Below are 21,034 nucleotides of genomic sequence, written 5' to 3'. Positions count from 1 at the left end.
AATGAGAGGGAGCTCCCACCCGTGGGTCCTGCCCCTGAACGTGCCATACCGCTTACCGTACTGACATGGCGGACCCATTCGCGGTAACGAACCAGCCTCCCCCACTCCGGGGCGTGAACTTCTTCACCCGCGACGTGGCCCTCGGTGACGCTGTGCGGCCGTACGCCGACCTCGCCGGCCACCCCGGCCTGCAGCTGATCGGCGAGCTCGCCGGCTCCGAGGAGGCCCGCGCGCACGCGCTGCCGGCCAACCAGAACCCGCCGGTACTGCGGACGCACGACCGCTACGGGAACCGGATCGACGAGGTCGAGTTCCACCCGTCGTGGCACTGGCTGATGGCGCAGGCCGTCGGCTTCGGGCTGCAGGCCGCGCCGTGGACCAGCGAGGCGCCCGCGCCGCACCTGACCCGGGCGGCCGGGTTCTACCTGTGGTCCCAGGTCGAGCCGGGGCACGGCTGCCCGATCTCGATGACGTACGCCGCGGTGCCGGCGCTGCGGGCGGACGAGGCGCTGGCGAAGGAGTGGATCCCGCAGCTCGCGTCGACGGAGTACGACGTACGGCGGTTGCCGGCCGCGGCCAAGTCGGGGGTGCTCGCCGGCATGGGGATGACGGAGAAGCAGGGCGGGTCCGACGTCCGGGCGAATCAGACGACGGCGACGCCGGTCGGGGACGTGTACCAGCTGAACGGGCACAAGTGGTTCTGCTCGGCGCCGCAGGTGGACGTGTTCCTGGTCCTCGCGCAGGCGCCGGACGGGCTGAGCTGCTTCGTCGTACCGCGGGTGCTTGCCGACGGCAACCGGAACCCGTTCGCGCTGCAGCGACTGAAGGACAAGCTGGGCAACCGGTCCAACGCGTCGTCCGAGGTCGAGTTCCACGGCACCATCGGCTACCGCCTCGGCGACGAGGGCGCCGGCGTCCGCACAATCATCGAAATGGTCGCCGCCACCCGGCTCGACTGCGTGCTCGGCTCGGCGGCGCTCCAAAGAAGAGCCCTCGTCGAGGCAATCTGGCACACGAAGCACCGGAGCGCGTTCGGGGGGCTGCTGGCAGACAAGCCGGCGATGCAGAACGTGCTGGCGGACCTTTCACTGGAGTCGGAGGCCGCGACGGCCCTGGGGATGCGGCTGGCAGCAGCCGTCGACAGCGGTGACACAGCCTTTCGGCGGATTGCGCTTCCGTTGGCTAAGTTCTGGGTGTGTAAGCGGACGCCGTTCATGGTGGCTGAGGCGCTGGAGTGTCTCGGGGGGAACGGGTACGTCGAGGAGTCCGGGCTGCCGCTGCTCTACCGGGAGTCGCCGTTGAACTCGATCTGGGAAGGATCCGGGAACGTGAACGCGCTCGACGTACTGCGGGCCCTGCGCAGGCCCGAGTCGCTCGAGGCGTGGTTGCTCGAGGTTGGCGCCGTACAGGGGGCGGACGCGCGGTTGGACGCCGCGGTCGAGGACGTGCTGCAAGCGCTTGCTGACATCGAGAACGCCGAAGCCGGTGCGCGACGGCTGGCCGCGCAGATGGCCCTGTGCCTGCAAGGTTCGCTGCTGATCAGGCACTCCACGCCCGCGGTCGCGGACGCGTTCGTGGCGTCCCGCCTGGCGAAGGACTGGGGTGGCGTGTTCGGGACCTTGCCAAGGACGACGCCCTTCCAGGAAATCGTCGAGCGCGCGATAGGGTGAGCCTGTCGCGACTGGCGCGCTGAGGTGGATAACCACCGGGGAGCGAAACCCGTCGGCACCGTGCGCCTGGGTGCCTTCGACCCACTGCAACCGCAGGAGAGACAACGATGCCTCAATCCACCGACAACGCCGCATCCTTCGACGCCACCGCCGCGTCGGCCGCGTACAACAACGCGCTGCAGGTGATCGCCGCGGTCGAACCGACCATCGCCGGCGCGATCAAGGCCGAGCTGGCCGACCAGCGGTCCTCGCTCAAGCTGATCGCGAGCGAGAACTACGCCTCCCCCGCCACGCTGCTGACGATGGGCAACTGGCTCTCGGACAAGTACGCCGAAGGCACCATCGGGCACCGCTTCTACGCCGGCTGCCAGAACGTCGACACCGTCGAGCAGACCGCGGCCGACCACGCCCGGGCCCTGTTCGACGCACCGCACGCGTACGTCCAGCCGCACTCCGGCATCGACGCGAACCTGGTCGCCTTCTGGGCGATCCTGGCCCAGCGGATCGAGTCCCCGGCGCTGGCCGAGGCGGGCGCCAAGCACGTCAACGACCTGACCGACGACGACTGGACCAAGCTCCGCAAGGCGCTCGGCGACCAGAAGATGCTCGGCATGTCGCTGGACGCCGGCGGTCACCTGACCCACGGTTTCCGGCCGAACATCTCCGGCAAGATGTTCAACCAGCACTCCTACGGCACCGACCCCGGGACCGGGCTGCTCGACTACGACGAGGTGGCCCGCAAGGCGCGCGAGTTCAAGCCGCTGATCCTGATCGCCGGCTACTCGGCGTACCCGCGGAAGGTGAACTTCGCGAAGATGCGCGAGATCGCCGACGAGGTCGGCGCGACGCTGATGGTCGACATGGCGCACTTCGCCGGCCTGGTCGCGGGCAAGGTCTTCACCGGCGACTTCGACCCGGTCCCGCACGCGCACGTCACCACGACCACCACGCACAAGTCGCTCCGCGGCCCGCGCGGCGGCATGGTGCTCTGCCAGCCCGAGTACGCCGACTCCGTCGACCGCGGCTGCCCGATGGTCCTGGGCGGCCCGCTCAGCCAGACGATGGCGGCCAAGGCCGTCGCGCTGGCCGAGGCGCGGCAGCCGTCGTTCCAGGAGTACGCGCAGAACGTCGCGGACAACGCGGTCACGCTGGCCGAGGGTCTGATGAAGCGCGGCGTGAAGCTCGTGACGGACGGCACCGAGAACCACCTGGTCCTGCTGGACGTCTCGTCGTACGGCATCACCGGCCGGCAGGCCGAGTCGGCGCTGCTGGACGCGGGCATCGTCACCAACCGAAACGCCGTACCGCGCGACCCGAACGGCGCGTGGTACACCTCCGGGGTCCGGATCGGTACGCCGGCCCTCACCACGCGCGGGTTCGGCGCCGACGAGTTCGACCGGACCGCCGAGCTGATCGTGGACGTGCTGTCCGCGACCACGCCGACCACCACGTCCGCGGGCGCACCGTCGAAGGCGAAGTACGTGCTGGCCGACGGCGTCGCCGACAAGACCAAGGCGGCCTCGGCCGAGATGCTCGACAAGCACCCGCTCTACCCGGGCCTCGAGCTCAACTAATAGTCACAGACTGCCCGTCGTCGGCTTGCCGAGGGCGGGCAGTCTTCTTTGGCATCAGTACGGCGGCAAGGACCGCGCCGGCCAGCGCAATGGCTGCGGAGACCCACATCGTGGTGTTGAGGCTGTGCAGGAACGCGTTCCGTACGTCGTTCAGCAGGTCCACCGAGCCCGTCTTCGCGGCGACCGCGAGCCCGCCGCCGAGGCTCTTCTCGACCGCATCGGCCGCCTGCGGCGGAAGGGCGGTGGTGTCGACGCCGTGCCGGTAGACCGAGTTCAGGACAGTCCCGAGGACGGCGACCCCGACCGTGCCGCCGACCTGGCGGAACGCCTGGAGCAGACCCGACCCGGTGCCCGCCCGCTCCGGATCGAGGACGCCGAGCGCGGCGTTCATTGCCTGCGGGATCGAACATCCGAGGCCGAACCCGACCACGACGAACCACGTCGCGGTGTACCCGTACCCGGTCCCGAGCTCGGTGAAGGCGCCGAGCCCGAAGCCGGCCGCCATCACCACGAACCCGATCAGGACGACCAGCCGGGTCCCGAGCTTCGACTCGGCCAGCTCGGCCAGCTTCGCTCCGAGCGTCATACCGCCGATGAACGGCAGCAGCTTCAAACCCGTGTGCAGCGCGTCCGATCCGTTGATGCCCTGGAAGTACTGCGGCATCGTGAACAGCAACCCGAAGATCGCGAACACCGAGACCGTCAGCAGCACCGCTCCCCCACTGAACACGCGCTCCGAGAACAGCCGGAGCTCGATCAGGGGATGGGACGTGTGGCGTTGCCAGAGCAGGAAGGCCGCGATCAGGATCACGGCGAGCGCGAGGAACGCGATCGTCAGCCCGTCGGTCCAGGACGTTTCGCCGGCCTTCGTGACGCCGTACACCAGGGCCGCGAGACCCGCGCTGGAGAGCAGGATCCCGAGCCAGTCGATGGCCGGGCGGTCGGTACTGCGGCTCTCCGGAACCAGCAGCGTCACCGCGACCGCGGCGAGCAACGCGATCGGGACGTTGATCACGAAGATCCACTGCCAGCCGGCGTGGTCGAGCAGCAGCCCGCCGACGATCGGGCCGAGCGGCATCCCGATGCTGTTGGCAACGACGAAGAACCCGATCGCCTGCTTCCGGTCGTCGGCGGTCCGGAACAGCACCGTGATCAGCGAGAGCGCGACCGGGACGATCATCGCGGCGCCGATGCCGAGAAACGCGCGGGCCGCGATCAGGGCGCCGGCCGACTCCGCGAACGCGCAGGCGAGCGACGCAACGCCGAACAACGAGAGCGCGATCCCGATGATCTTGCGCCGCCCGTAGCGGTCGCCCAGCAGGCCGGCCGGGAGCAGCAGCGCGGCGAGGACCAGGTTGTAGCTGTTCGCCATCCACTGCAGCTGGCTGGTCGAGGCGTCGAGCTCCTTGGCGAGCGTCGGCAGCGCGACGTTGAGCACAGTCGTGTCCAGGCCGAGCACGAGGACGGCGAGACAGAGGGCGATGAGCACACCGAAGCGGCGGGCGCCGGTGAGCGTCGGCCCTGCGGTACCGGTGGTCGAGGTCATGTCGAGCAAATTATCAGAGATTTGTGATAGTTGCGATAGATCGAATTATTGTAAGCTTCAACCATGGCCGCCGAACCCAGCCGGGAAGAGATCAGCCAGTTCGTCGAACGGTTCGCCGGGGTGCTGGCGAACAGCGGCGTGCCGACGATGTCCGCCCGGGTGATGGGCGCAATGCTGGTCAGCCCGACCGGCGTGATGACGGCCGCCGAGCTCGCCGACCTGCTCAAGATCAGCCAGCCTGCCGTGTCCGGCGCGGTGCGTCAGCTGCTGCAGGTCGCGTTCATCACCCGCGAGCGGCTGCCGGGATCGCGCAAGGACCACTACCGGATCCGGGACGACGTGTTCGCCGCCATCCTCGAGCGCCGCAACCTCGCGTTGAGCGAGTGGGAGGCAACCAGCCGGTCCGGCGTGGCGCTGTTCGGCGAGGACTCCCCGGTCGGCCGGCGGCTGACCGAGGCGGCCGACTTCTTCGCCTTCATCCACGGCGACATGTCCCAGATGATCAAGAACTGGCGCGCTGAGCACCCGCGGTGACTCTCATGGGTACGGCGTGGCTCGACAGCGCCGAGCGGATCGCCTGGGAGACGCGGGTGATGCGTCGGCGCGTTCCGCTCTACCGCGCGGGGATCGCCGTACTGCGTGGGCTCAATGCCGTGACCGGCGGGCGGGATCGGCCGTCGCTGGCGGTCACGCGGTGGCATCGGGTCGGGCCCCAGGGCAGCACGTTCGTGATGGACAAACTCGAGACCATGACCGGCCGGACGGATCATCCGGTGACGTCGCGGGCCGAGCTGCGGGCGCGGACGTCGTTCGCGTCGCGGTTGGCGCGGGCTGTGTCGGCGGACGAGTGGCCGCAGATCATCGCGGAGTACGAGCGGCGCCGGCAGGGTGCGGCGCCGCAGTACCGGTATGTCGGGCATCGGCCGTTGAATGCGGAGTCGCATGCGCTGATGGATGAGGCGTGGGTGCGGGGTGAGCTCCCGACGGATCCGTACCGCGCGTGGAACGTGCTGAAGCATGAGGACGAAGGCGCGTTCTACAGCTCGTTCTTCACGCATGGCGGGGCCAGGGGTTACCCGGGTGGCGAGACCAATCCTGACTTCCGGTTGGGTCGGGTCATGTTCGACGTCGGCTGGCGTGAGAAGGCTTCGCTGGAAGGCGAACGGGAGGTGCTGCGGCGGAGTCGGGTGCTGCGGGCAACTGAACTCGTCAAGTTTCTCCGCGTCGAGGTGGCGGAGCTGGTTCGTTCGCCGACGGTGTCCTCCGGCCCGGCGGTTGCGGCTCGCGCGGATGTGTACACGCGGGAGGTCGTTGCCGCGGTTGCCGATTTCGTGAAGCCGGAGGAACTGCGGTCGGCGACCGCGCGCGGGGAGCGGGCGCCTTCGCGGAGGCGGGCTTCCGCGATCGACGTCGCGAACACCATCGCGAAGGCGCTGCCGCCCGCGGTCAGCGGACAGGCCGCGCCGGCCAACCGGCAGGCGGTTACGGGAGCTCGTTCAGGGGGCGAGGGGCAGCGACGTAGTCCGCGACGTTCGGCTGAACCACCTGGACGAGCCACTGCCTCCTAGCTGTGGCTGCGAGCCGGTCCGCTCTGACTTGCTCCAGCCTTCGGCGTGGCCGCAGGCCCCCGCGATGGTGCCGCGCGCCCGGGTCCGGTTCGATCTCGCTCACCGGTCGCGGACTGCGAGGTCGCCGCCTCGGTATTCGCCCCAGGCGGAGTTTGAACTCGTCCAGGAGGCCCGGCCGTCTTCACGGTCAGACCACCCTCGCCCTGCACGGCGCGCTCGCTCGCGGTGACGCTGACCGAACCGCTCACCGAACCCGCGGTCACCCTGCCGGGCCCGCTCGCGTGTACGTCGACGTTGCCGCTGCCCGAGGTGGCGTACGCGGTGCCGTTGGAATTGGTGATGGAGACGTCGCCGCGCTTCGCGATCGCCGTGGCGTCCGTCGTCGCGCCGAGCTCGATCCGGCCGGAGTGTGTTCGCGCATCGACCTTTTGCGCCTGGCCGACATTGATCTCGCCGACTGCGGTGCGGGCGGTGACGTCGGCGCCAGTACCGACCTCGACGTCGCCGCTCGCGGAGGATGCGGTGACGGTGACCGCGCTGCCGATCCTGACGTCCCCGCTCGCAGACGACGCCGTGACGGCGATCGCGTCGCGGACCCGGACATCTCCACTTGCGGACGTCGCCTTGACGGTCTCGGCTTCACCGACACTGACGTCGCCGCTTGCCGACTTGGCCGTGACGGTCTCGGCTGCGCCGACACTGACGTTTCCGCTGGCGGAGGTTGCGTGGACCTCGTCGGCGCGGTCGACGCGTACGTTCCCGGAGGCGGACCGGGCGTTGACGATGTTGACCTCGCCGTGGGTCTCGATGTTCGCGGCGTCGGTCGTGCACTGGAGCGAGCTGCCCACCGGGACGACGGCGTGGATCTCGATCGGTGACAGCGGCTCGGCCGGGTTCGCGGACCGGTCGGCGAACGGATCGTCGTACCCGTTGCCGAAGCTCACACTCGAGAAATCGCCGTCGATGTACACGTTGCCGTGCACGTCGCCGACCTGGACGACGTTGCCCGACCCGATCGAGACGCTGTTGAAGGAGCCGTTGTGGAAGGTGTGGACCGTGCCGGTCCCGTCCCGGAAGACGGCACCGCCGGCGGGACCCTGGACGTCCACCGAGAGGCTCCGGTTCGCCCCGACGGTCGCCGCCGAGTCCCGTACGGCGTCTGCTGCCGCTCCCGTCTCGTCCGCGGTGGAGATGGTGATCCTGGCCTGCGTGCACTTGGGATCGGCCACCACCACGACCTTGCCGGCGGCCCGAACCAGATTCGCGTTCAGCGTCACCGGCCCAGGACCAGGAGCCTCCAACGTCCGCACAGTCCCCTGCCCCGCCGCCGGTCCTGGCGCAGCAACCGAACCCACCCCGGGCTGCGTCGCGGCCGGACCAGAGGTCGTAGTCGAGGCACGAGGCTGCACCGGCGCGGCGCCAGGACCCGTCCGGGACGGCTGTACCGGGCTCGTGCGAGGCGGCTGTGCGGACGCCGTACGAGGCGGTTGCGTTGACGCCGTGCGGGGCGGTTGCGCTGACGCGGTGCGCGGCGGTTGCGCTGACGCCGTACGAGGCGGTTGCGTTGACGCGGTGCGAGGCTGCTGCGTGGTACGCGATTGTGGTGGGGTGGCGGGTTGGCGGGGTGTGGTGGTGGGGGCGGGGATCGTGGAGGTGCGAGATGCTTGCTGGGCCTGTCTGCTGAGGACTGAGCTGAGTTGGCTCAGGTGGCTGTGGTAGCGGTCGGCGGCGATCTGGATACGGGGGTCGGAGTACGCCGGGCGGCTCCGGTTGACGCCACGCACGAACCGGGCGGAGCCGGCCTCCCAGCCTCGGTGGGTGGCATCGAGCCGGCCGGGTACCTCGGCGACAGGGTACCGCTGGATCGTGGCGCGCATCCCCGGCGCCTGCTGATCCAGCGTCCTGCGGAACTGTTCGACCTCCGCGGCTAATCGCTCCGCTATCACCATCATCTGCTGGACCAACTGGACGAGAGACCGCCGCACCTCCTCGAGGATCTGATCAGCTTCCGCCACCTGGTGTCCTCACTCGTCGAACCTCCCGCGAGCATCACACGCTATGACCACTACCGGGTCACGGACGTGACCAGGCCAAAAGTCAGTGGACGGGCGGGACCGGCAGGTCAACCAGGAGGCGACGAGCGACGGCCAGCGCGACGTCGTCCGAGCCGTGCGGGGCGACCACCTGGAGGCCCACCGGCAGACCGTCCGCGCGACCGGCCGGCACGCTGACCGCCGGGTGACCGGTCACGTTGAACACCCAGCACGGATCGCCGGTGACGATGGTTTCATCGTGCTGATCGTAGCCGTGGGCAACGGTCAAAGTAGTAGGCGTCACGAGCGCGTCGACTTGCGTGAAGAGGTCTGCGAGGGCGATGTTGTTGTGGTCGCGGACCTCACGCGCCCGATTCGCGGCCGCCGGGTCGATGCCGCGCCCGTTGTCGAGTCCCGAGAGCGGAAGCCAGGCGTCCTCTGTCGGTTGCAGCTCCAGTGGTACGTCGATGACCTCGAGGCCGGTGGCGGCGAGACGGTCGCGGATGACTCGGTCGACGGCCGGGTCAACAGGTGGTACGCCGAGGGTTGAATGGTAGGCGACGCGCCACGGTCGGTCCGGGGTGGTGGGGACTGGCCAGAGTGGAAGCGCTGCGGGGTCGAGGCGGTGCGAGCCGGTGGCGATGCTGGTGGCGATGATGACGTCGTCGAGATTCGCGCCGATCACGCCTGCGGTGACCAGGCCGCCGAGGCCACGGCTCGGGCGCGGGATGCGTCCGTACGTGCCTTTGAAGCCGACGACTCCACAGAAGGATGCTGGGATCCGGAGCGATCCACCGCTGTCCCCACCGGTCGCCAGCGGTACGACGCCCGCGGCAACTGCAGCTGCCCCGCCGGCGGTGGACCCGCCTGGTGAGCGGGTCAGATCCCACGGATTGCGGGTGTAGTCGGTTCCGTTCCACCCGAAGGTCTGCGACCGAGCCCCCGGACGAGCCCGCGTAGACCATCCGATCGGAACAGCTCCAGCAGCAACCAACCGCTCGACCAGCGGCGACTCCACCGGCGTCCGAACCTTGATCAAAAACGGAACCCCCGCCAGCAAACCCCCGTCAACCCGCCGAGCCGCCGCCCGGGCGCCGCGAACATCCAGCCCCTCAAGAAAATGCAACACCGGATCAAGCCGCCGAGCAGCCGCGATCGCCTCCTCAACAACCTCCACCGCACTAATCGCCCCGGCCCGAACAGCAGCACCAATCCCCAGCGCAGACCTCCTCCCAGGCATTCGGCCGGTCCGCGTCATTCGGCGAGGAGGGCGTAGGCGAAGGGGAGGCGGCGGTCGAGCCAGGTGGTGGTGGTGAGGTGGATGGACGTGGCTTCGGAGACCATGACCAGTTCTTCGTGGGTGCGCCATTCGAGTGTGCGGGATTTGGTCGGCTGGTCGCCGCCCTCGTCGCCGATGCCGGTCATGCCGTCGAGCATGCCGACGATCAGGCGGGAGGCGGCCTTGGCGGCCAGGCGGCCGGGGCTGCCTGTCAGCCATTCGGTGCGGCCGACGACCGGCGGATGGCCGGGTTGTTCGATCTGCCAGTTGGGCCGCAGCAGCGCGCGCCTGGGCACGATGCGGGTGATGGTGCCGATCACCGCACCGCCGGCATCCTGCACCTCCCACCCGTGCTCGGCGGTTTGCACCACAGCGCAGAGGAGTTGGGTGAGCTCCGCGTCCAGGTAGAGCGTGCGCTCGGGGCCGACGTACGCGTAGGGCTCGAGGACCCGGTCGTCGTTCAGACCTTGACGGGGCCGAATCGCGTTCGGCCCGAACTCGAGCTGGTTGTGCGTGCGGGTGGCCGGGCGAGCGACGTTGCCGAGGATGAATTCGTCGACGTCTTCCCAGCCGGCCACCCGCGTGAGTTTACGTCACCTGGTCAGCGCGTAGACGGCGATCGCGGCGAAGTCGTCGGCCGGCTCGGCCGTCTGCCAGGACCGTACGTCGTCGACGTACCGCGACCCGTGGCCGGTCAGCCCCTCGTACCGGTCCGACCCGTCGGCCGGGCACGACTTCATCCCGTCGAGGTAGCCGTCGAGACCGTCCTCGAACAGGTCGGCGCCGTTCGGCCCGTTCACCACGGCACCGGTGAGTTGCCGGCCGGTGATGTTCGCGATCTGGTGGTGCGGGCACCGCTCGTAGTTCTGCCCGACCCCGATCATGAACGACACACCCCACGCGTTCGCGCCGAACGCCCAGTCCAGCTGCTGCTGACCAAAGGCGTCGTACCGCCGATCCCCGGTCACCGATCGATACAGCCGCGCGGTGGCAGCCAGCCCGAACGTGTGCGGTACGGCGTCGAAGTTGTCGTACTGCGCTCCCGCCCGGAACGGATCCGCCGCCGCCCGCGACGCGCCGACCTCGAGCTGCGCCCGCAGATCCCCGACCAGCTTGCGAACGAGCGGCCGATCAGTCCGCGCCGCCCTGATCAGATCCGCGTGCGCCAACGCGCTCACGTCGTACAGGTTCAGTGTGTCCCCTCCGGCCTCGTGCTGGAGATACTGCGCGGCCCAGTACCCGGCCTGCTGCAGCCAACCCGACGCGCGGTGATCCCCTAGCCGTTTCGCCGCGAGCGCGAGCTCGGTCGCGCCCAGCTCGAGGTCGTCCCGCCAGGCCGACTCCGGGTAGAACGCGAACGGCAACGACGTCACCAACTGTTTCACGTTGGTCGTCTGCGCCTGCGCATAGATCTGCGCCGCGGTCTCGAGGTGCTTGCGCGCCGCCCGCGGATCGGTCTCGACCTGAGCGGCGAGCGCGAAAGCAGCCGCAGTACGGCCGGCGAGGTTCGGGCTGATCGGCTTGCCAGGTGGAGCGGCGCGGAACACCGGACGGTTGCGGAGGAACCGCTCCGACGGATCGGTGAGGTGGTCGTCGACACCAGGCAGCCGCCAGATGTCGTGGTCACCGATGTACGTCTCGCTGTCGTTGCCCGCGCCAACCCCGACCTGGATGTACAGGGTCTTCGTCTTCCCGTCCCACATCTTGTCCAGCCAGCTCAGGCCGTGGCGTGCCTCGGCGAGCACCTTCGGATCGCGATCCTGCCGGACCGATGCCCAGAGCAACGATTCCGAGTACGCCGCGATGTGGGTGAACTTGAGGTAGTCACCGGCGTCGTACCAACCGCCCGTCGCGTCGACCGGACCGCCGATCTTCTGCAGCTCACCGACCGTCTGGTCGCTGTCCGGATCCACGAACTTCGGGATCGCGTAGAACGACGCGTGCGCATCGTTGCGGTGCGCGGTGTCCCGCTGCGCCGTGAAGAACCGAACGGCCGTGTCCTTGGCACCCGTCGCCAACCTGCGCGACGAGGCTCGGATCTCGAACGACGACGACGCCACGCCGGGTACTTCGAGCCGGTAGGTCCCCGGGATCTTCAGGGCGGAAAGATCCAGCTGGTACACGTGCGGGTAGGAAGCGTTCCACTCCCCCGCGTCGTTCCCGACCTGGCCGCTGAGCACTCGATGCCCGTACCGATCGACCACTCGGTAGCGCGCACCCGTCGCCGCCGCGGTCGTCATCACGTACGCCGCCTTGCCGTCGAAGGCGCCGTACCCGAGCTGGTTGACCCGCACCAACCCGCCGGTCGCCGCCCCTGCAGAAGTCACCGGCCCCACTACCAAACCCGGCCCCACCACCAAACCCGCCGCCACCAGAGCGACCGCCCGACGCCACGACCTCACGATTGTCTCCCTCCGGCCCAACCGTTAGGAAAGTTTCCTATTACCGATCGGACCGTAGCGCAGCAGCCGCACGCCGTACAGACCTCAGGTCCGCAGCCGGGAGGCCGACCACACCATCAGCGCCGCGAAGAGGCCGCCGATCAGCGCGCAGGCGGTGGCGACGCCGGTCAGCGAGATGAGCGCACCGAAGCCCGCCATCGCCGCGGGCATCAGCCCGTCGTCGGACAGGCTGACGATGCTCGAGGTCCGACCGAGGAAGGCGGGATCGATCGTCTGCTGGAACGCGCCGGACAACAACGCCGACGCGAGACCGGCGGTGCATCCGATCATCGCCATCGCGACGAATACCGCCAACCGCGGAACCGAGCCGATCATCACGCAGCCGGCGGCCTGGACGATCAGCACGAGCAGCCCGATCCGCGCCGGCCGCGACGGCTTCCAGCGCATGGCCACGAGCGCACCGACGGCGGCGGAGATCCCGGAGCAGGCCTGGAACCAGCCGAGCGCGCCCGGTCCCCAGCCGCTCCCGTGCACCCGCTGGACCAGGCCGACGGCCAGCACCGGACCGACGCAGAGGTTGAGCCCGAAGAGAGCGATCACCAGGGTGCGCGCGGCCACGTCCCGTCGCAGGTAACCGAATCCGGCCGCCAGATCACGACGGATCGACTTCCCGCTGGCCGGCGGCTGCGGGAAGCGTGGCCGGACCACGAGCGCAAGCACCAGCGCGATCACCCCGAACGAGATCGCATCGACGACCATCACTGTCAGCAGGCCGCCGTGCGCGACCAGCAAACCACCCAGCGGTGCGCCGACGAACACGGCCAGCCGGTTGGCCAACTGCCGCCCGGCCGCCAAGGGAACCAGGTCGTCTGGCCGCACCATCCGACGTGGCAGCGTGCCGGAGGCCGGGTTGTACAACGCGTCGACCGCGCCGAAGACGACCGCGACCGTGAGCAGCAACGGCAGCGACACTCCGGTCGAGGCCACCACGACCGCAGCGGCGACGAGGACGGCGATGCGTCCGAAGTTCGCGGCGATCATCGTGCGGCGGCCGTCCAGCCGGTCGGCCAGCGCGCCGCCGAACAGCAGGAACAACGCGCGCGGCAGGGCACCGATACCCATCACCAGGCCGACACCGGCCGGTGACGTGACCTGGGCGGCGCTCCACGCGAGGCCGACGTACCAAGCGAGGTCCCCAGCCTCGGAGACCGCGCTGGACAGGACCCAGGCCTGCACGCGGCGGTCCCGGCGGAGGGGAGGCAGGACCGCGATCGACTCGCTCATGGGCGCGCCGGTACGCCGTGGGCGAAGAAGTAGACCGACTCCGCCGACGGCTCGGTCGACGGATCCCGGTAGTACTCCTGGATCAGGTCCCCGATCCGCTCGGACAGCTCGACCAGCCGTTCGGGGGTGAGCCGCAGCCAGCTGTCGCTCGCGAAGGCGGCTCGCACCCACTCCTCGCCGTACTCCGATCGGATGTCGAACCACTGCCGGACCTTGTCCGCGTGGTATGTGACGTTCCTCTCCTCGGACACCGTGGCGATCAGCTCGCCGGCAGGTTCGCCCTCGGCGTCGGCGACCGACCAGCTGTACGACCGGGGCGCACTGCGCCACCAACGCTCGCGCCGGTTCTTCGCCAGCTCGGGCGCCTCCACGATGACCTCGGCCGCGGCCAGGACCTTCAGGTGGTGGCTGATGTTGCCGACCAGTTCGCCGGTCCGCTCGGCGAGCTGCGAGGCGGTCGCGGGACCCTCGACGCCGAGCAGGTCGAGCAACCGTCGTCGCAGTGGGTGGTGGATGGCGGCGATCACCGAGGGGGTCGTCGCACGCCGGTTCGCGGGTGTCATGCGGAGCACCTTAGCTTCCACAAGAACTCTTGCGCAAGAATTCTTGTGGAACCTGTTCCGAGCGCGGAACAATCACCACCGCGCAGGTAGACATAGCCACATCATGAGATCGAGTCTCAGGATGTAGGAATGGGAGTTGCTTTACCGGCCGGTCGCGCTGACGCTTGTGGACATGCTCGCTGCCCGATCCACCCACCTCGTAGGTCGCATCCATGTCGACCTCGGGCGGATGCGCAGCGCCATCTGTTGTCCTTCGATGTTCTGACAGCGACCCATGCCCGGGCCACGACGGCCCCTGATCCCTCCCGATCACCGCTGGGTGCGCACCGCGCGGAACGCATCGAACCGACGACGCTTCGATCCCGCCGCACCCCGGTGAGCACCTGTCACTAGGACAAGGACACGCCCCCGATGACTGCTGGCGTCACCTCTCCGGCTGCCCGCAAACCGGCCCGGCCCCGCAAGGGCAAGGGCGAAGGCCAGTGGGCGCTCGGCTACCGCGAGCCGCTGAACAAGAACGAGGAGAACAAGAAGAACGACGACGGCCTGAACGTCCGGGCCCGGATCGAGAACGTCTACGCGCGCGCGGGGTTCGACTCGATCGACCCCGCCGACCTCCGCGGCCGGTTCCGCTGGTGGGGGCTCTACACCCAGCGCAAGCCGGGGATCGACGGCGGCAAGACCGCGACGCTCGAGCCGGAAGAGCTGGACGACCGCTACTTCATGATGCGGGTCCGGGTCGAGGGCGGGCAGCTGACCGCCGAGCAGCTCCGGGTGATCGCCGAGCTGTCCACGACGTACGCGCGGGACACCGCCGACATCACCGACCGGCAGAACATCCAGCTGCACTGGATCCGGATCGAGGACGTGCCGGCGATCTGGGAGCGGCTCGAGGCTGTCGGTCTGTACACGACCGAGGCCTGCGGCGACGTACCGCGGGTGGTCATCGCCAGCCCGGTCGCGGGGATCGCCGCGGACGAGATCATCGACCCGACGCCGGCCATCGAGGAGATCGTCTCGAAGTACATCGGCTCGGACGAGTTCTCGAACCTGCCGCGGAAGTTCAAGACCGCCCTGACCGGGCACCCGTCGCACGACGTCGTACCGGAGGTGAACGACATCGCGTTCGTCGGCGTCGTGCACCCCGAGCACGGACCGGGCTTCGACCTCTGGGTGGGTGGCGGCCTCTCGACGAACCCGATGCTCGCGCAGCGGCTCGGGACCTGGATCCCGCGCGACGAGGTGGCCGAGGCGTGGTGGGGCGTGACCAGCATCTTCCGCGACTACGGGTACCGCCGGCTGCGGACCCGGGCGCGGCTGAAGTTCCTGCTGGCGGACTGGGGTGTGGAGAAGTTCCGTGAGGTGCTCGAGGAGAAGTACCTCAAGCGGAAGCTGATCGACGGCCCGGCTCCCGAGGTACCGGCGGTCCAGGGCGACCACATCGGCGTGCACAAGCAGCAGGACGGCAAGTACTTCGTCGGCGTCGCGCCGGTCGTCGGCCGGGTCTCCGGTACGTCGCTGGCCAAGGTCGCGGACGTGGTCGCGGCGCACGGGTCGAACCGGATCCGGACCACCCCGCAGCAGAAGCTGCTCGTGCTGGACGTCGAGGAGTCGCGGGTCGACTCGCTGGTCGCCGAGCTCGACGCGCTCGGGTTCCAGGCGAACCCGTCCGGTTGGCGGCGGAACACGATGGCCTGCACCGGGATCGAGTTCTGCAAGCTCGCGATCGTCGAGACCAAGGCGAAGGCCGCGCGGTTGATCGAGGAGCTCGAGGAGCGGATCCCGGAGCTCGACGTACCGATCACCGTGAACCTGAACGGCTGCCCGAACTCGTGCGCCCGGATCCAGACCGCGGACATCGGCCTCAAGGGCCAGCTGGTGATGGATGCCAACGGCAAGCAGGTGCCGGGTTACCAGGTGCACCTCGGCGGCGGCCTCGGGCTCGACGCCGGGTTCGGCCGCAAGCTTCGCGGTCACAAGGTCACCGCGGACGGCCTCACCGACTACGTCGAGCGCGTCACCCAGAACTACCTCAAGGAGCGCAACGAGGGCGAGCGCTTCGCCCAGTGGGTCACCCGTGCGGATGAGGAGGCACTTACGTGAACGAGCGAAGCGAGTTCACCAATAAGCACAGCAGCGCATCGCTCATCGCCGCCGCAGCGAAGCGAGGACGGCGATGAGCGAGCGTGCGGCACCTCTGTACTGCCCGTACTGCGGGGACGAGGACCTCCGGCCCTCCGAAGAAGGTCATGGCGCTTGGGAGTGCCGGCCGTGCGCACGGGTGTTCCAGCTGAAGATGATCGGACTGCGGGTGAATGTGGAATGACTCCTCAAACAAGCGCTGACTTGAAGACGCTCGCCGAGGAGGCGAACGAACGGCTCGCCGACGCCACGGCCGTCGAGGTCCTGGCGTGGGCGCGGGAGACGTTCGGTGACGAGCTCGTCGTGACCGCCTCGATGGCCGACGGCGCACTCCCCCACCTCGCGGCGCAGGCCGCGCCTGGGGTCGACGTACTGTTCCTCGACACCGGCTACCACTTCGCCGAGACGATCGGCACCCGGGACGCGGTCGCCGCGACGCTGCCGATCACGCTGATCAACGCCACCCCGCTGCAGACGGTTGCGGAGCAGGACGCGGAGTACGGCGAGAAGCTGCACGACCGCGATCCGAACAAGTGCTGCGCGCTGCGCAAGGTCGAGCCGCTCAACCGGTACCTGTCCGGCTACAAGGCGTGGGTCACCGGCATCCGCCGCGAGGAGGCGCCGACCCGCGCCAACACGCCCGTCGTCGAGTACGACGAGAAGCGCGACATGGTGAAGCTCAACCCGATCGCGCCCTGGACGCAGGACGACCTGGACAACTACATCCAGGACAACGGCGTACTCGTCAACCTGCTGCAGTACGACGGCTACCCGTCGATCGGCTGCGAGCCGTGCACGCAGCGCGTCGCGCCTGGCGAGGACCCGCGCAGCGGCCGCTGGGCCGGCACGGGCAAGGTCGAATGCGGGTTGCACACGTGAACGCCACGGTGACCGAGCTCGACGCGCTGGAGAGCGAGTCGATCTTCGTGTTTCGGGAGGTGGCGGCGGAGTTCGAGCGGCCGGTGATCCTGTTCTCCGGTGGCAAGGACTCGATCGTGATGCTGCACCTGGCGCGGAAGGCGTTCTCGCCGGCCGGGCTGCCGTTCACGTTGCTGCACGTCGACACCGGGCACAACTTCCCCGAAGTACTGGCCTACCGCGACAACGTCGTACAGCAGCTCGGGCTGCGGCTCGAGGTCGCGCTCGTCGAGGACTACATCGCCGACGGCCGGTTGCGGGAGCGGACCGACGGGACACGCAACCAGCTGCAAACCATTCCGTTGCTCGACGCCATCAACAGCCACCGGTTCGACGCGGTCTTCGGCGGTGGCCGACGCGACGAGGAGCGGGCCCGGGCCAAGGAGCGGATCTACAGCCTGCGCGACGAGTTCGGCCAGTGGGACCCGCGCAACCAGCGGCCTGAGCTGTGGTCGCTGTACAACGGCAAGCACCGGCCCGGTGAACACGTGCGGGTGTTCCCGCTGTCGAACTGGACCGAGCTCGACATCTGGAACTACATCGAGCGCGAAGGCATCGAGCTGCCGTCGATCTACTACGCACACGAACGCGACGTGTTCGAGCGCGACGGCATGCTGCTTGCCGTCGGCCCCTACTCGAAGCCGCGGTCCGGCGAAACCGTTGCCAAGCGCACCGTCCGCTACCGGACCGTCGGTGACATGTCCTGCACCGGCGCGGTCGCCTCGCTGGCTACGACCGCGGCCGACGTCGTCGTCGAGGTCGCCGCCAGCGAGATCACCGAACGCGGCGCCACCCGCGCCGACGACCGGGCCAGCGAGGCCGCCATGGAAGACCGCAAACGAGAGGGGTACTTCTGATGAGCACCCTGTTGCGGCTGGCAACGGCCGGCTCGGTGGACGACGGCAAGTCGACCCTGGTCGGGCGGCTGCTGCACGACTGCAAGGCGATCCTCGCCGACCAGATCGCGCACGTGAAGACCGTGTCCGAGGCCCGCGGCGGTGACTTCGACTTCGCCCTCCTCACCGACGGCCTGCGCGCCGAACGCGAGCAAGGCATCACCATCGACGTCGCCTACCGGTACTTCGCCACCTCGAAGCGCTCGTTCATCCTCGCCGACTGCCCCGGCCATGTGCAGTACACCCGCAACACCGTGACCGGCGCATCCACCGCCGACGTGGTCATCATCCTGGTCGACGCCCGGCACGGCGTCCTCGAGCAGACTCGCCGCCACTTGGCTGTGGCTGGGCTGCTCCGGGTCCCGCACGTGGTCCTCGCGGTCAACAAGATCGACCTGGTCGGCTACGACGAGGCCGTGTTCACCAAGATCGCCAAGGACGTCAACGAGGTCGCCGACCAGCTCGGCATCGCCGACATCCAGGCCATCCCGGTGTCCGCGCTCGTCGGGGACAACGTGGTCGACCGATCGACACAGACCGCCTGGTACGACGGCCCGACGCTGCTCGAGGTCCTGGAGAACGCCACCGGCCGGATCGACAACTCCCAGCAGCCGCTGCGGTTCCCGGTGCAGTACGTGATCCGGCCGCAGACCGATGACCAGTACCGCGACTACCGCGGCTACACCGGAACCGTTGCCTCCGGCACCGTCACGGTCGGCGACCAGGTGATCGTGCTGCCCGCGGGACGCCGTACCTCGATCGCCGGCATCGACCGCCCCGTCGTCACCGCGACCTCGACCGCTGTCGTCGAGCGGCCGTCCGCGGTCGCCGGTGAAGCGGTCACGGTCCGGCTCGCCGACGACCTCGACGTGGCCCGTGGCTCGGTCATCGTCGCCGCGGACGCCTCCCCCGGCACCCGCCGCGAACTCGCAGCGACCGTCAGCTGGCTGTCCGACCGGCCCCTCATCGTCGGGGCCCGGGTGCTGATCAAGCACACCACGACCACCGCGCAGGCGATCGTCACCAAGATCACCGGCGCGCTGGACCTCGACACGCTCGGAGTCATCGACGCCACCGAGCTCGGCCTGAACGACATCGGCAAGGTGCAACTCAAGATCGCCGCACCACTCGCCGCCGACCCGTACTCCCGCAACACCATCACCGGATCGTTCCTGCTCATCGACGCCCACGACGGGTGGACGCTCGCGGCCGGCATGATCGACGACGAAGAAGGGGAACCGCTGTGACTGCTCCAGCACTTGTGATCCTCGCCCACGGCAGCCGCGACCCGCGCTCGGCCGCCACCGTCCACTCCCTCGTGAAGTGCCTGCGGCGGATGCGTGGCGACCTGCGGATCGAAGCCTCCTTCCTCGACCACTGCCCGCCCACGCCGTACCAGGTGATCGGCAAGCTCGCCGCCGAGGGTGTGGAGGAAGTCGTCGTCCTGCCGCTGCTGCTGTCGGCCGCGTTCCACGCACGGATCGACGTCCCGGCCGTCGTCGACGAGGCCCGCTCGCGATTCCCCGGGCTGCGGATCATCGCCTCCGACGTGCTCGGGTACGACGCGACGCTGCTCGACGTACTCGATCGCCGGATGCGGGCCGAGCTGAAGGACGGGCGGGTCCGCGAGCTGGACGCGCTGGTGCTGGCGGCCGCCGGATCGAGCGACTCGCACGCGAACGCGAGCGTCACCCGGCTGGCGCGGTTGTGGGGTCAGCGGCACAAGCTCCCGGTCACCGCGGCGTTCGTCTGCGCCGCGTCCCCGTCGCCGGCCGAGGCGGTACTCCAGTGGCGTCTGGAGGGTCGCCGGCACGTCGCGGTCGGCTCGCTGTTCCTCGCGCCCGGCGTACTCCCGGACCGGTCGGCGTCGACGTCGCGCCAGGCCGGTGCGGTCGCGATCTCGCAACCGCTCGGTGTGAGCGACGAGGTCGCCCGCCTGGTCTTGCTCCGCTACGGCGTCGCCGGCCTCGACCTGCTCACCCTCGAGCCCGCTCCGCGCACGGTCATCGCCCGCCCGGAGCTTGTCCGCACGGCCTAAAACCTCTGTGGGTCGATGAAGGAGACGTCCGTGTAGGGCGTCTCCTTTGTCGTTGCCTGGGCCAACAATTCGCCGATGCCGGCGCAGTGCTTGAAGCCGTGGCCGCTGTCGCCACCGCCGATCAGCACGCGGTCGTCGTACCGCCCGACCAGGAACTGTCCGTCCGGGGAGTCCGTCACCATGCACGGGATCGCCTTCACCGGCGCCGGGTCCAGCCCCGGAAACGCCCGGTGAACCGCGGACGCGAGCTCGGCGATGTCGTCGAGCGGGCGGATGTACCGATCGAGGTCGTCGGCGTCGAAACCGGTCTCGGCGCGGCCGCCGTCGAGCCCGAGCTTGACCCCGAACCCCTCGTCGGAGCCGTGTCCCCAGAGGCCGCGCCCGTCGGCGAACTCCCAGATGAACGACGGGAAGTTGCTCAGCCGGAACGCCTCCGAGTCCGGATCCATCGCCTGGAACCAGAACAACGGCGTCCGCCGGGGCTCCAGCGGCAGGCCCGGCACCAGATTGCGCAACCAGGCTCCCCCGCACACGACGACCTGATCGGCCTCGATCTCGATCGTCGGCGTCCGGACGGTCACCTTCTCGGCACCGGCCTCGATCGCGGTCACCATCGTGTGCGGATAGACGGTCGCGCCCAGCCGCTCCGCCTCAGCCACCTGCGCCTTGACCGTTCGCTCCGCATAACAGATCCCCGCCCCCGGATCCCAGACCGCCACCTCACCCGGCTCCAGGTTGTACTGCGGGTACTTCGCCTTCAGCTCCTCATGGGTGAGATCCATCGTCGGCGCCCCACCCGCAGCCGCCAGCTGAGCGCCCTTCACCGGCCGACTCGTCGGCCCACCCACATTGAGCGAACCGGTCTGCCGCACGTACGTCTCGCCCGTCTGCTCGCCCAGGGCGGTCCACAGCTCCAGCGACTTCCGCGCGATCGCCGTCAACCCCGGATGCTCCATACAGGCCACCCGGAACAGCCTCGTCGTACCGTGCGAAGACCCGAACGCATGCCCGATCGCCTGCCGCTCGACCCCCACGACGTTCAATCCCCGCGCCGCCAACCGCCAGAGCGCCGCCGACCCGAACGCTCCCAGCCCTACGACCACCACGTCCGCGTGCATTGC

At 69.3% G+C, this 21,034-nt stretch carries 17 protein-coding genes and 1 riboswitch; of the genes, 9 read left to right on the top strand and 8 right to left on the bottom strand.

Annotated elements, in window-relative coordinates; genetic code table 11:
* Positions 1-65: 65 nt before the first annotated feature.
* Both AB0E69_RS19595 and AB0E69_RS19590 read left to right on the top strand, forming a co-directional pair.
* On the top strand, positions 66-1,670 hold the full coding sequence (locus AB0E69_RS19595) for an acyl-CoA dehydrogenase family protein (RefSeq protein ID WP_360147385.1): 1,605 nt from the start codon (positions 66-68) through the stop codon (positions 1,668-1,670).
* Positions 1,668-1,749: riboswitch (ZMP/ZTP riboswitch) on the top strand. It overlaps the preceding gene by 3 nt.
* Positions 1,750-1,777: 28 nt before the next feature.
* Positions 1,778-3,244 (top strand): glycine hydroxymethyltransferase, encoded by a 1,467-nt coding sequence (locus tag AB0E69_RS19590; RefSeq protein ID WP_360147382.1) that lies wholly within the window; start codon positions 1,778-1,780, stop codon positions 3,242-3,244.
* Here the strand turns inward: AB0E69_RS19590 and AB0E69_RS19585 are convergent.
* Entirely contained in the window at positions 3,237-4,790 is a 1,554-nt protein-coding gene (locus tag AB0E69_RS19585) for a DHA2 family efflux MFS transporter permease subunit (protein ID WP_360147379.1), read from the bottom strand. The two genes, AB0E69_RS19590 and AB0E69_RS19585, sit on opposite strands and share 8 nt — an antisense overlap.
* Before the next feature lie 63 nt (positions 4,791-4,853).
* Between AB0E69_RS19585 and AB0E69_RS19580 the strand changes: the two genes are divergently transcribed.
* Together AB0E69_RS19580 and AB0E69_RS19575 are read left to right on the top strand one after the other, a co-directional pair.
* Complete coding sequence (locus AB0E69_RS19580; RefSeq protein ID WP_360147376.1) at positions 4,854-5,324, top strand: MarR family transcriptional regulator; 471 nt, start codon at positions 4,854-4,856, stop codon at positions 5,322-5,324.
* A gap of 5 nt (positions 5,325-5,329) precedes the next feature.
* Positions 5,330-6,358, top strand: coding sequence for a hypothetical protein (locus AB0E69_RS19575; protein ID WP_360147373.1), 1,029 nt, complete (start codon positions 5,330-5,332; stop codon positions 6,356-6,358).
* Here the strand turns inward: AB0E69_RS19575 and AB0E69_RS19570 are convergent.
* From AB0E69_RS19570 to AB0E69_RS19545, 6 genes are all read right to left on the bottom strand, one after another.
* Positions 6,355-7,668, bottom strand: coding sequence for a hypothetical protein (locus AB0E69_RS19570; RefSeq protein ID WP_360147370.1), 1,314 nt, complete (start codon positions 7,666-7,668; stop codon positions 6,355-6,357). The genes AB0E69_RS19575 and AB0E69_RS19570 overlap by 4 nt on opposite strands.
* Before the next feature lie 787 nt (positions 7,669-8,455).
* Positions 8,456-9,631 (bottom strand): amidase, encoded by a 1,176-nt coding sequence (locus AB0E69_RS19565; protein ID WP_360147367.1) that lies wholly within the window; start codon positions 9,629-9,631, stop codon positions 8,456-8,458.
* Between the two features lie 14 nt (positions 9,632-9,645).
* Positions 9,646-10,248 carry a hypothetical protein gene (locus AB0E69_RS19560; RefSeq protein ID WP_360147364.1) on the bottom strand — a complete coding sequence of 201 codons (603 nt, stop codon included), beginning with the start codon at positions 10,246-10,248 and terminating at the stop codon, positions 9,646-9,648.
* A 15-nt stretch (positions 10,249-10,263) separates the two neighbouring features.
* Positions 10,264-11,997 carry a glycoside hydrolase family 9 protein gene (locus AB0E69_RS19555; RefSeq protein WP_360147361.1) on the bottom strand — a complete coding sequence of 578 codons (1,734 nt, stop codon included), beginning with the start codon at positions 11,995-11,997 and terminating at the stop codon, positions 10,264-10,266.
* Between the two features lie 159 nt (positions 11,998-12,156).
* A complete protein-coding gene (locus AB0E69_RS19550) occupies positions 12,157-13,356 on the bottom strand; it encodes an MFS transporter (protein WP_360147358.1) in 1,200 nt (399 codons plus the stop codon).
* Positions 13,353-13,919 carry a winged helix-turn-helix domain-containing protein gene (locus AB0E69_RS19545; protein ID WP_360147355.1) on the bottom strand — a complete coding sequence of 189 codons (567 nt, stop codon included), beginning with the start codon at positions 13,917-13,919 and terminating at the stop codon, positions 13,353-13,355. Before AB0E69_RS19545 ends, AB0E69_RS19550 begins: the two co-directional genes overlap by 4 nt.
* A gap of 411 nt (positions 13,920-14,330) precedes the next feature.
* On the opposite strand from AB0E69_RS19545, the gene AB0E69_RS19540 reads away from it, so the two are divergent.
* The 5 genes from AB0E69_RS19540 (at position 14,331) to AB0E69_RS19520 (ending at position 19,913) form a co-directional block, all read left to right on the top strand.
* Positions 14,331-16,022: a nitrite/sulfite reductase gene (locus tag AB0E69_RS19540; protein WP_360147352.1), complete on the top strand. Its 1,692-nt coding sequence runs from the start codon at positions 14,331-14,333 to the stop codon at positions 16,020-16,022.
* A 219-nt stretch (positions 16,023-16,241) separates the two neighbouring features.
* On the top strand, positions 16,242-16,940 hold the full coding sequence (locus tag AB0E69_RS19535; protein WP_360147349.1) for a phosphoadenylyl-sulfate reductase: 699 nt from the start codon (positions 16,242-16,244) through the stop codon (positions 16,938-16,940).
* Positions 16,922-17,836: a sulfate adenylyltransferase subunit CysD gene (gene cysD / locus AB0E69_RS19530; protein WP_360147346.1), complete on the top strand. Its 915-nt coding sequence runs from the start codon at positions 16,922-16,924 to the stop codon at positions 17,834-17,836. Before AB0E69_RS19535 ends, cysD begins: the two co-directional genes overlap by 19 nt.
* Positions 17,836-19,122, top strand: a complete 1,287-nt coding sequence (locus tag AB0E69_RS19525; protein ID WP_360147343.1) for a GTP-binding protein — start codon at positions 17,836-17,838, stop codon at positions 19,120-19,122. The genes cysD and AB0E69_RS19525 overlap by 1 nt, the downstream gene beginning before the upstream one ends.
* A complete protein-coding gene (locus tag AB0E69_RS19520) occupies positions 19,119-19,913 on the top strand; it encodes a sirohydrochlorin chelatase (protein WP_360147340.1) in 795 nt (264 codons plus the stop codon). The genes AB0E69_RS19525 and AB0E69_RS19520 overlap by 4 nt, the downstream gene beginning before the upstream one ends.
* Here the strand turns inward: AB0E69_RS19520 and solA are convergent.
* Positions 19,910-21,031, bottom strand: a complete 1,122-nt coding sequence (solA, locus tag AB0E69_RS19515) for an N-methyl-L-tryptophan oxidase (protein WP_360147337.1) — start codon at positions 21,029-21,031, stop codon at positions 19,910-19,912. The genes AB0E69_RS19520 and solA overlap by 4 nt on opposite strands.
* Between the last annotated feature and the right edge of the window lie 3 nt (positions 21,032-21,034).

It is taken from the genome of Kribbella sp. NPDC026611, from assembly GCF_040638345.1.
GTDB lineage: Bacteria > Actinomycetota > Actinomycetes > Propionibacteriales > Kribbellaceae > Kribbella.
Note: the sequence above shows the minus strand (reverse complement) of the source record. Positions and strands in the feature narration are given on the sequence as shown.

What these genes read in the sequence shown, in the direction of transcription:
- AB0E69_RS19595 (WP_360147385.1), top strand. Translation starts at nt 66, where the DNA reads ATGGCGGACCCATTCGCGGTAACGAACCAGCCTCCCCCACTCCGGGGC.
- AB0E69_RS19590 (WP_360147382.1), top strand. Translation starts at nt 1,778, where the DNA reads ATGCCTCAATCCACCGACAACGCCGCATCCTTCGACGCCACCGCCGCG.
- AB0E69_RS19585 (WP_360147379.1), bottom strand. Translation starts at nt 4,790, where the DNA reads ATGACCTCGACCACCGGTACCGCAGGGCCGACGCTCACCGGCGCCCGC.
- AB0E69_RS19580 (WP_360147376.1), top strand. Translation starts at nt 4,854, where the DNA reads ATGGCCGCCGAACCCAGCCGGGAAGAGATCAGCCAGTTCGTCGAACGG.
- AB0E69_RS19575 (WP_360147373.1), top strand. Translation starts at nt 5,330, where the DNA reads ATGGGTACGGCGTGGCTCGACAGCGCCGAGCGGATCGCCTGGGAGACG.
- AB0E69_RS19565 (WP_360147367.1), bottom strand. Translation starts at nt 9,631, where the DNA reads ATGCCTGGGAGGAGGTCTGCGCTGGGGATTGGTGCTGCTGTTCGGGCC.
- AB0E69_RS19550 (WP_360147358.1), bottom strand. Translation starts at nt 13,356, where the DNA reads ATGAGCGAGTCGATCGCGGTCCTGCCTCCCCTCCGCCGGGACCGCCGC.
- AB0E69_RS19545 (WP_360147355.1), bottom strand. Translation starts at nt 13,919, where the DNA reads ATGACACCCGCGAACCGGCGTGCGACGACCCCCTCGGTGATCGCCGCC.
- AB0E69_RS19540 (WP_360147352.1), top strand. Translation starts at nt 14,331, where the DNA reads ATGACTGCTGGCGTCACCTCTCCGGCTGCCCGCAAACCGGCCCGGCCC.
- AB0E69_RS19535 (WP_360147349.1), top strand. Translation starts at nt 16,242, where the DNA reads ATGACTCCTCAAACAAGCGCTGACTTGAAGACGCTCGCCGAGGAGGCG.
- cysD (WP_360147346.1), top strand. Translation starts at nt 16,922, where the DNA reads ATGCGGGTTGCACACGTGAACGCCACGGTGACCGAGCTCGACGCGCTG.
- AB0E69_RS19525 (WP_360147343.1), top strand. Translation starts at nt 17,836, where the DNA reads ATGAGCACCCTGTTGCGGCTGGCAACGGCCGGCTCGGTGGACGACGGC.
- solA (WP_360147337.1), bottom strand. Translation starts at nt 21,031, where the DNA reads ATGCACGCGGACGTGGTGGTCGTAGGGCTGGGAGCGTTCGGGTCGGCG.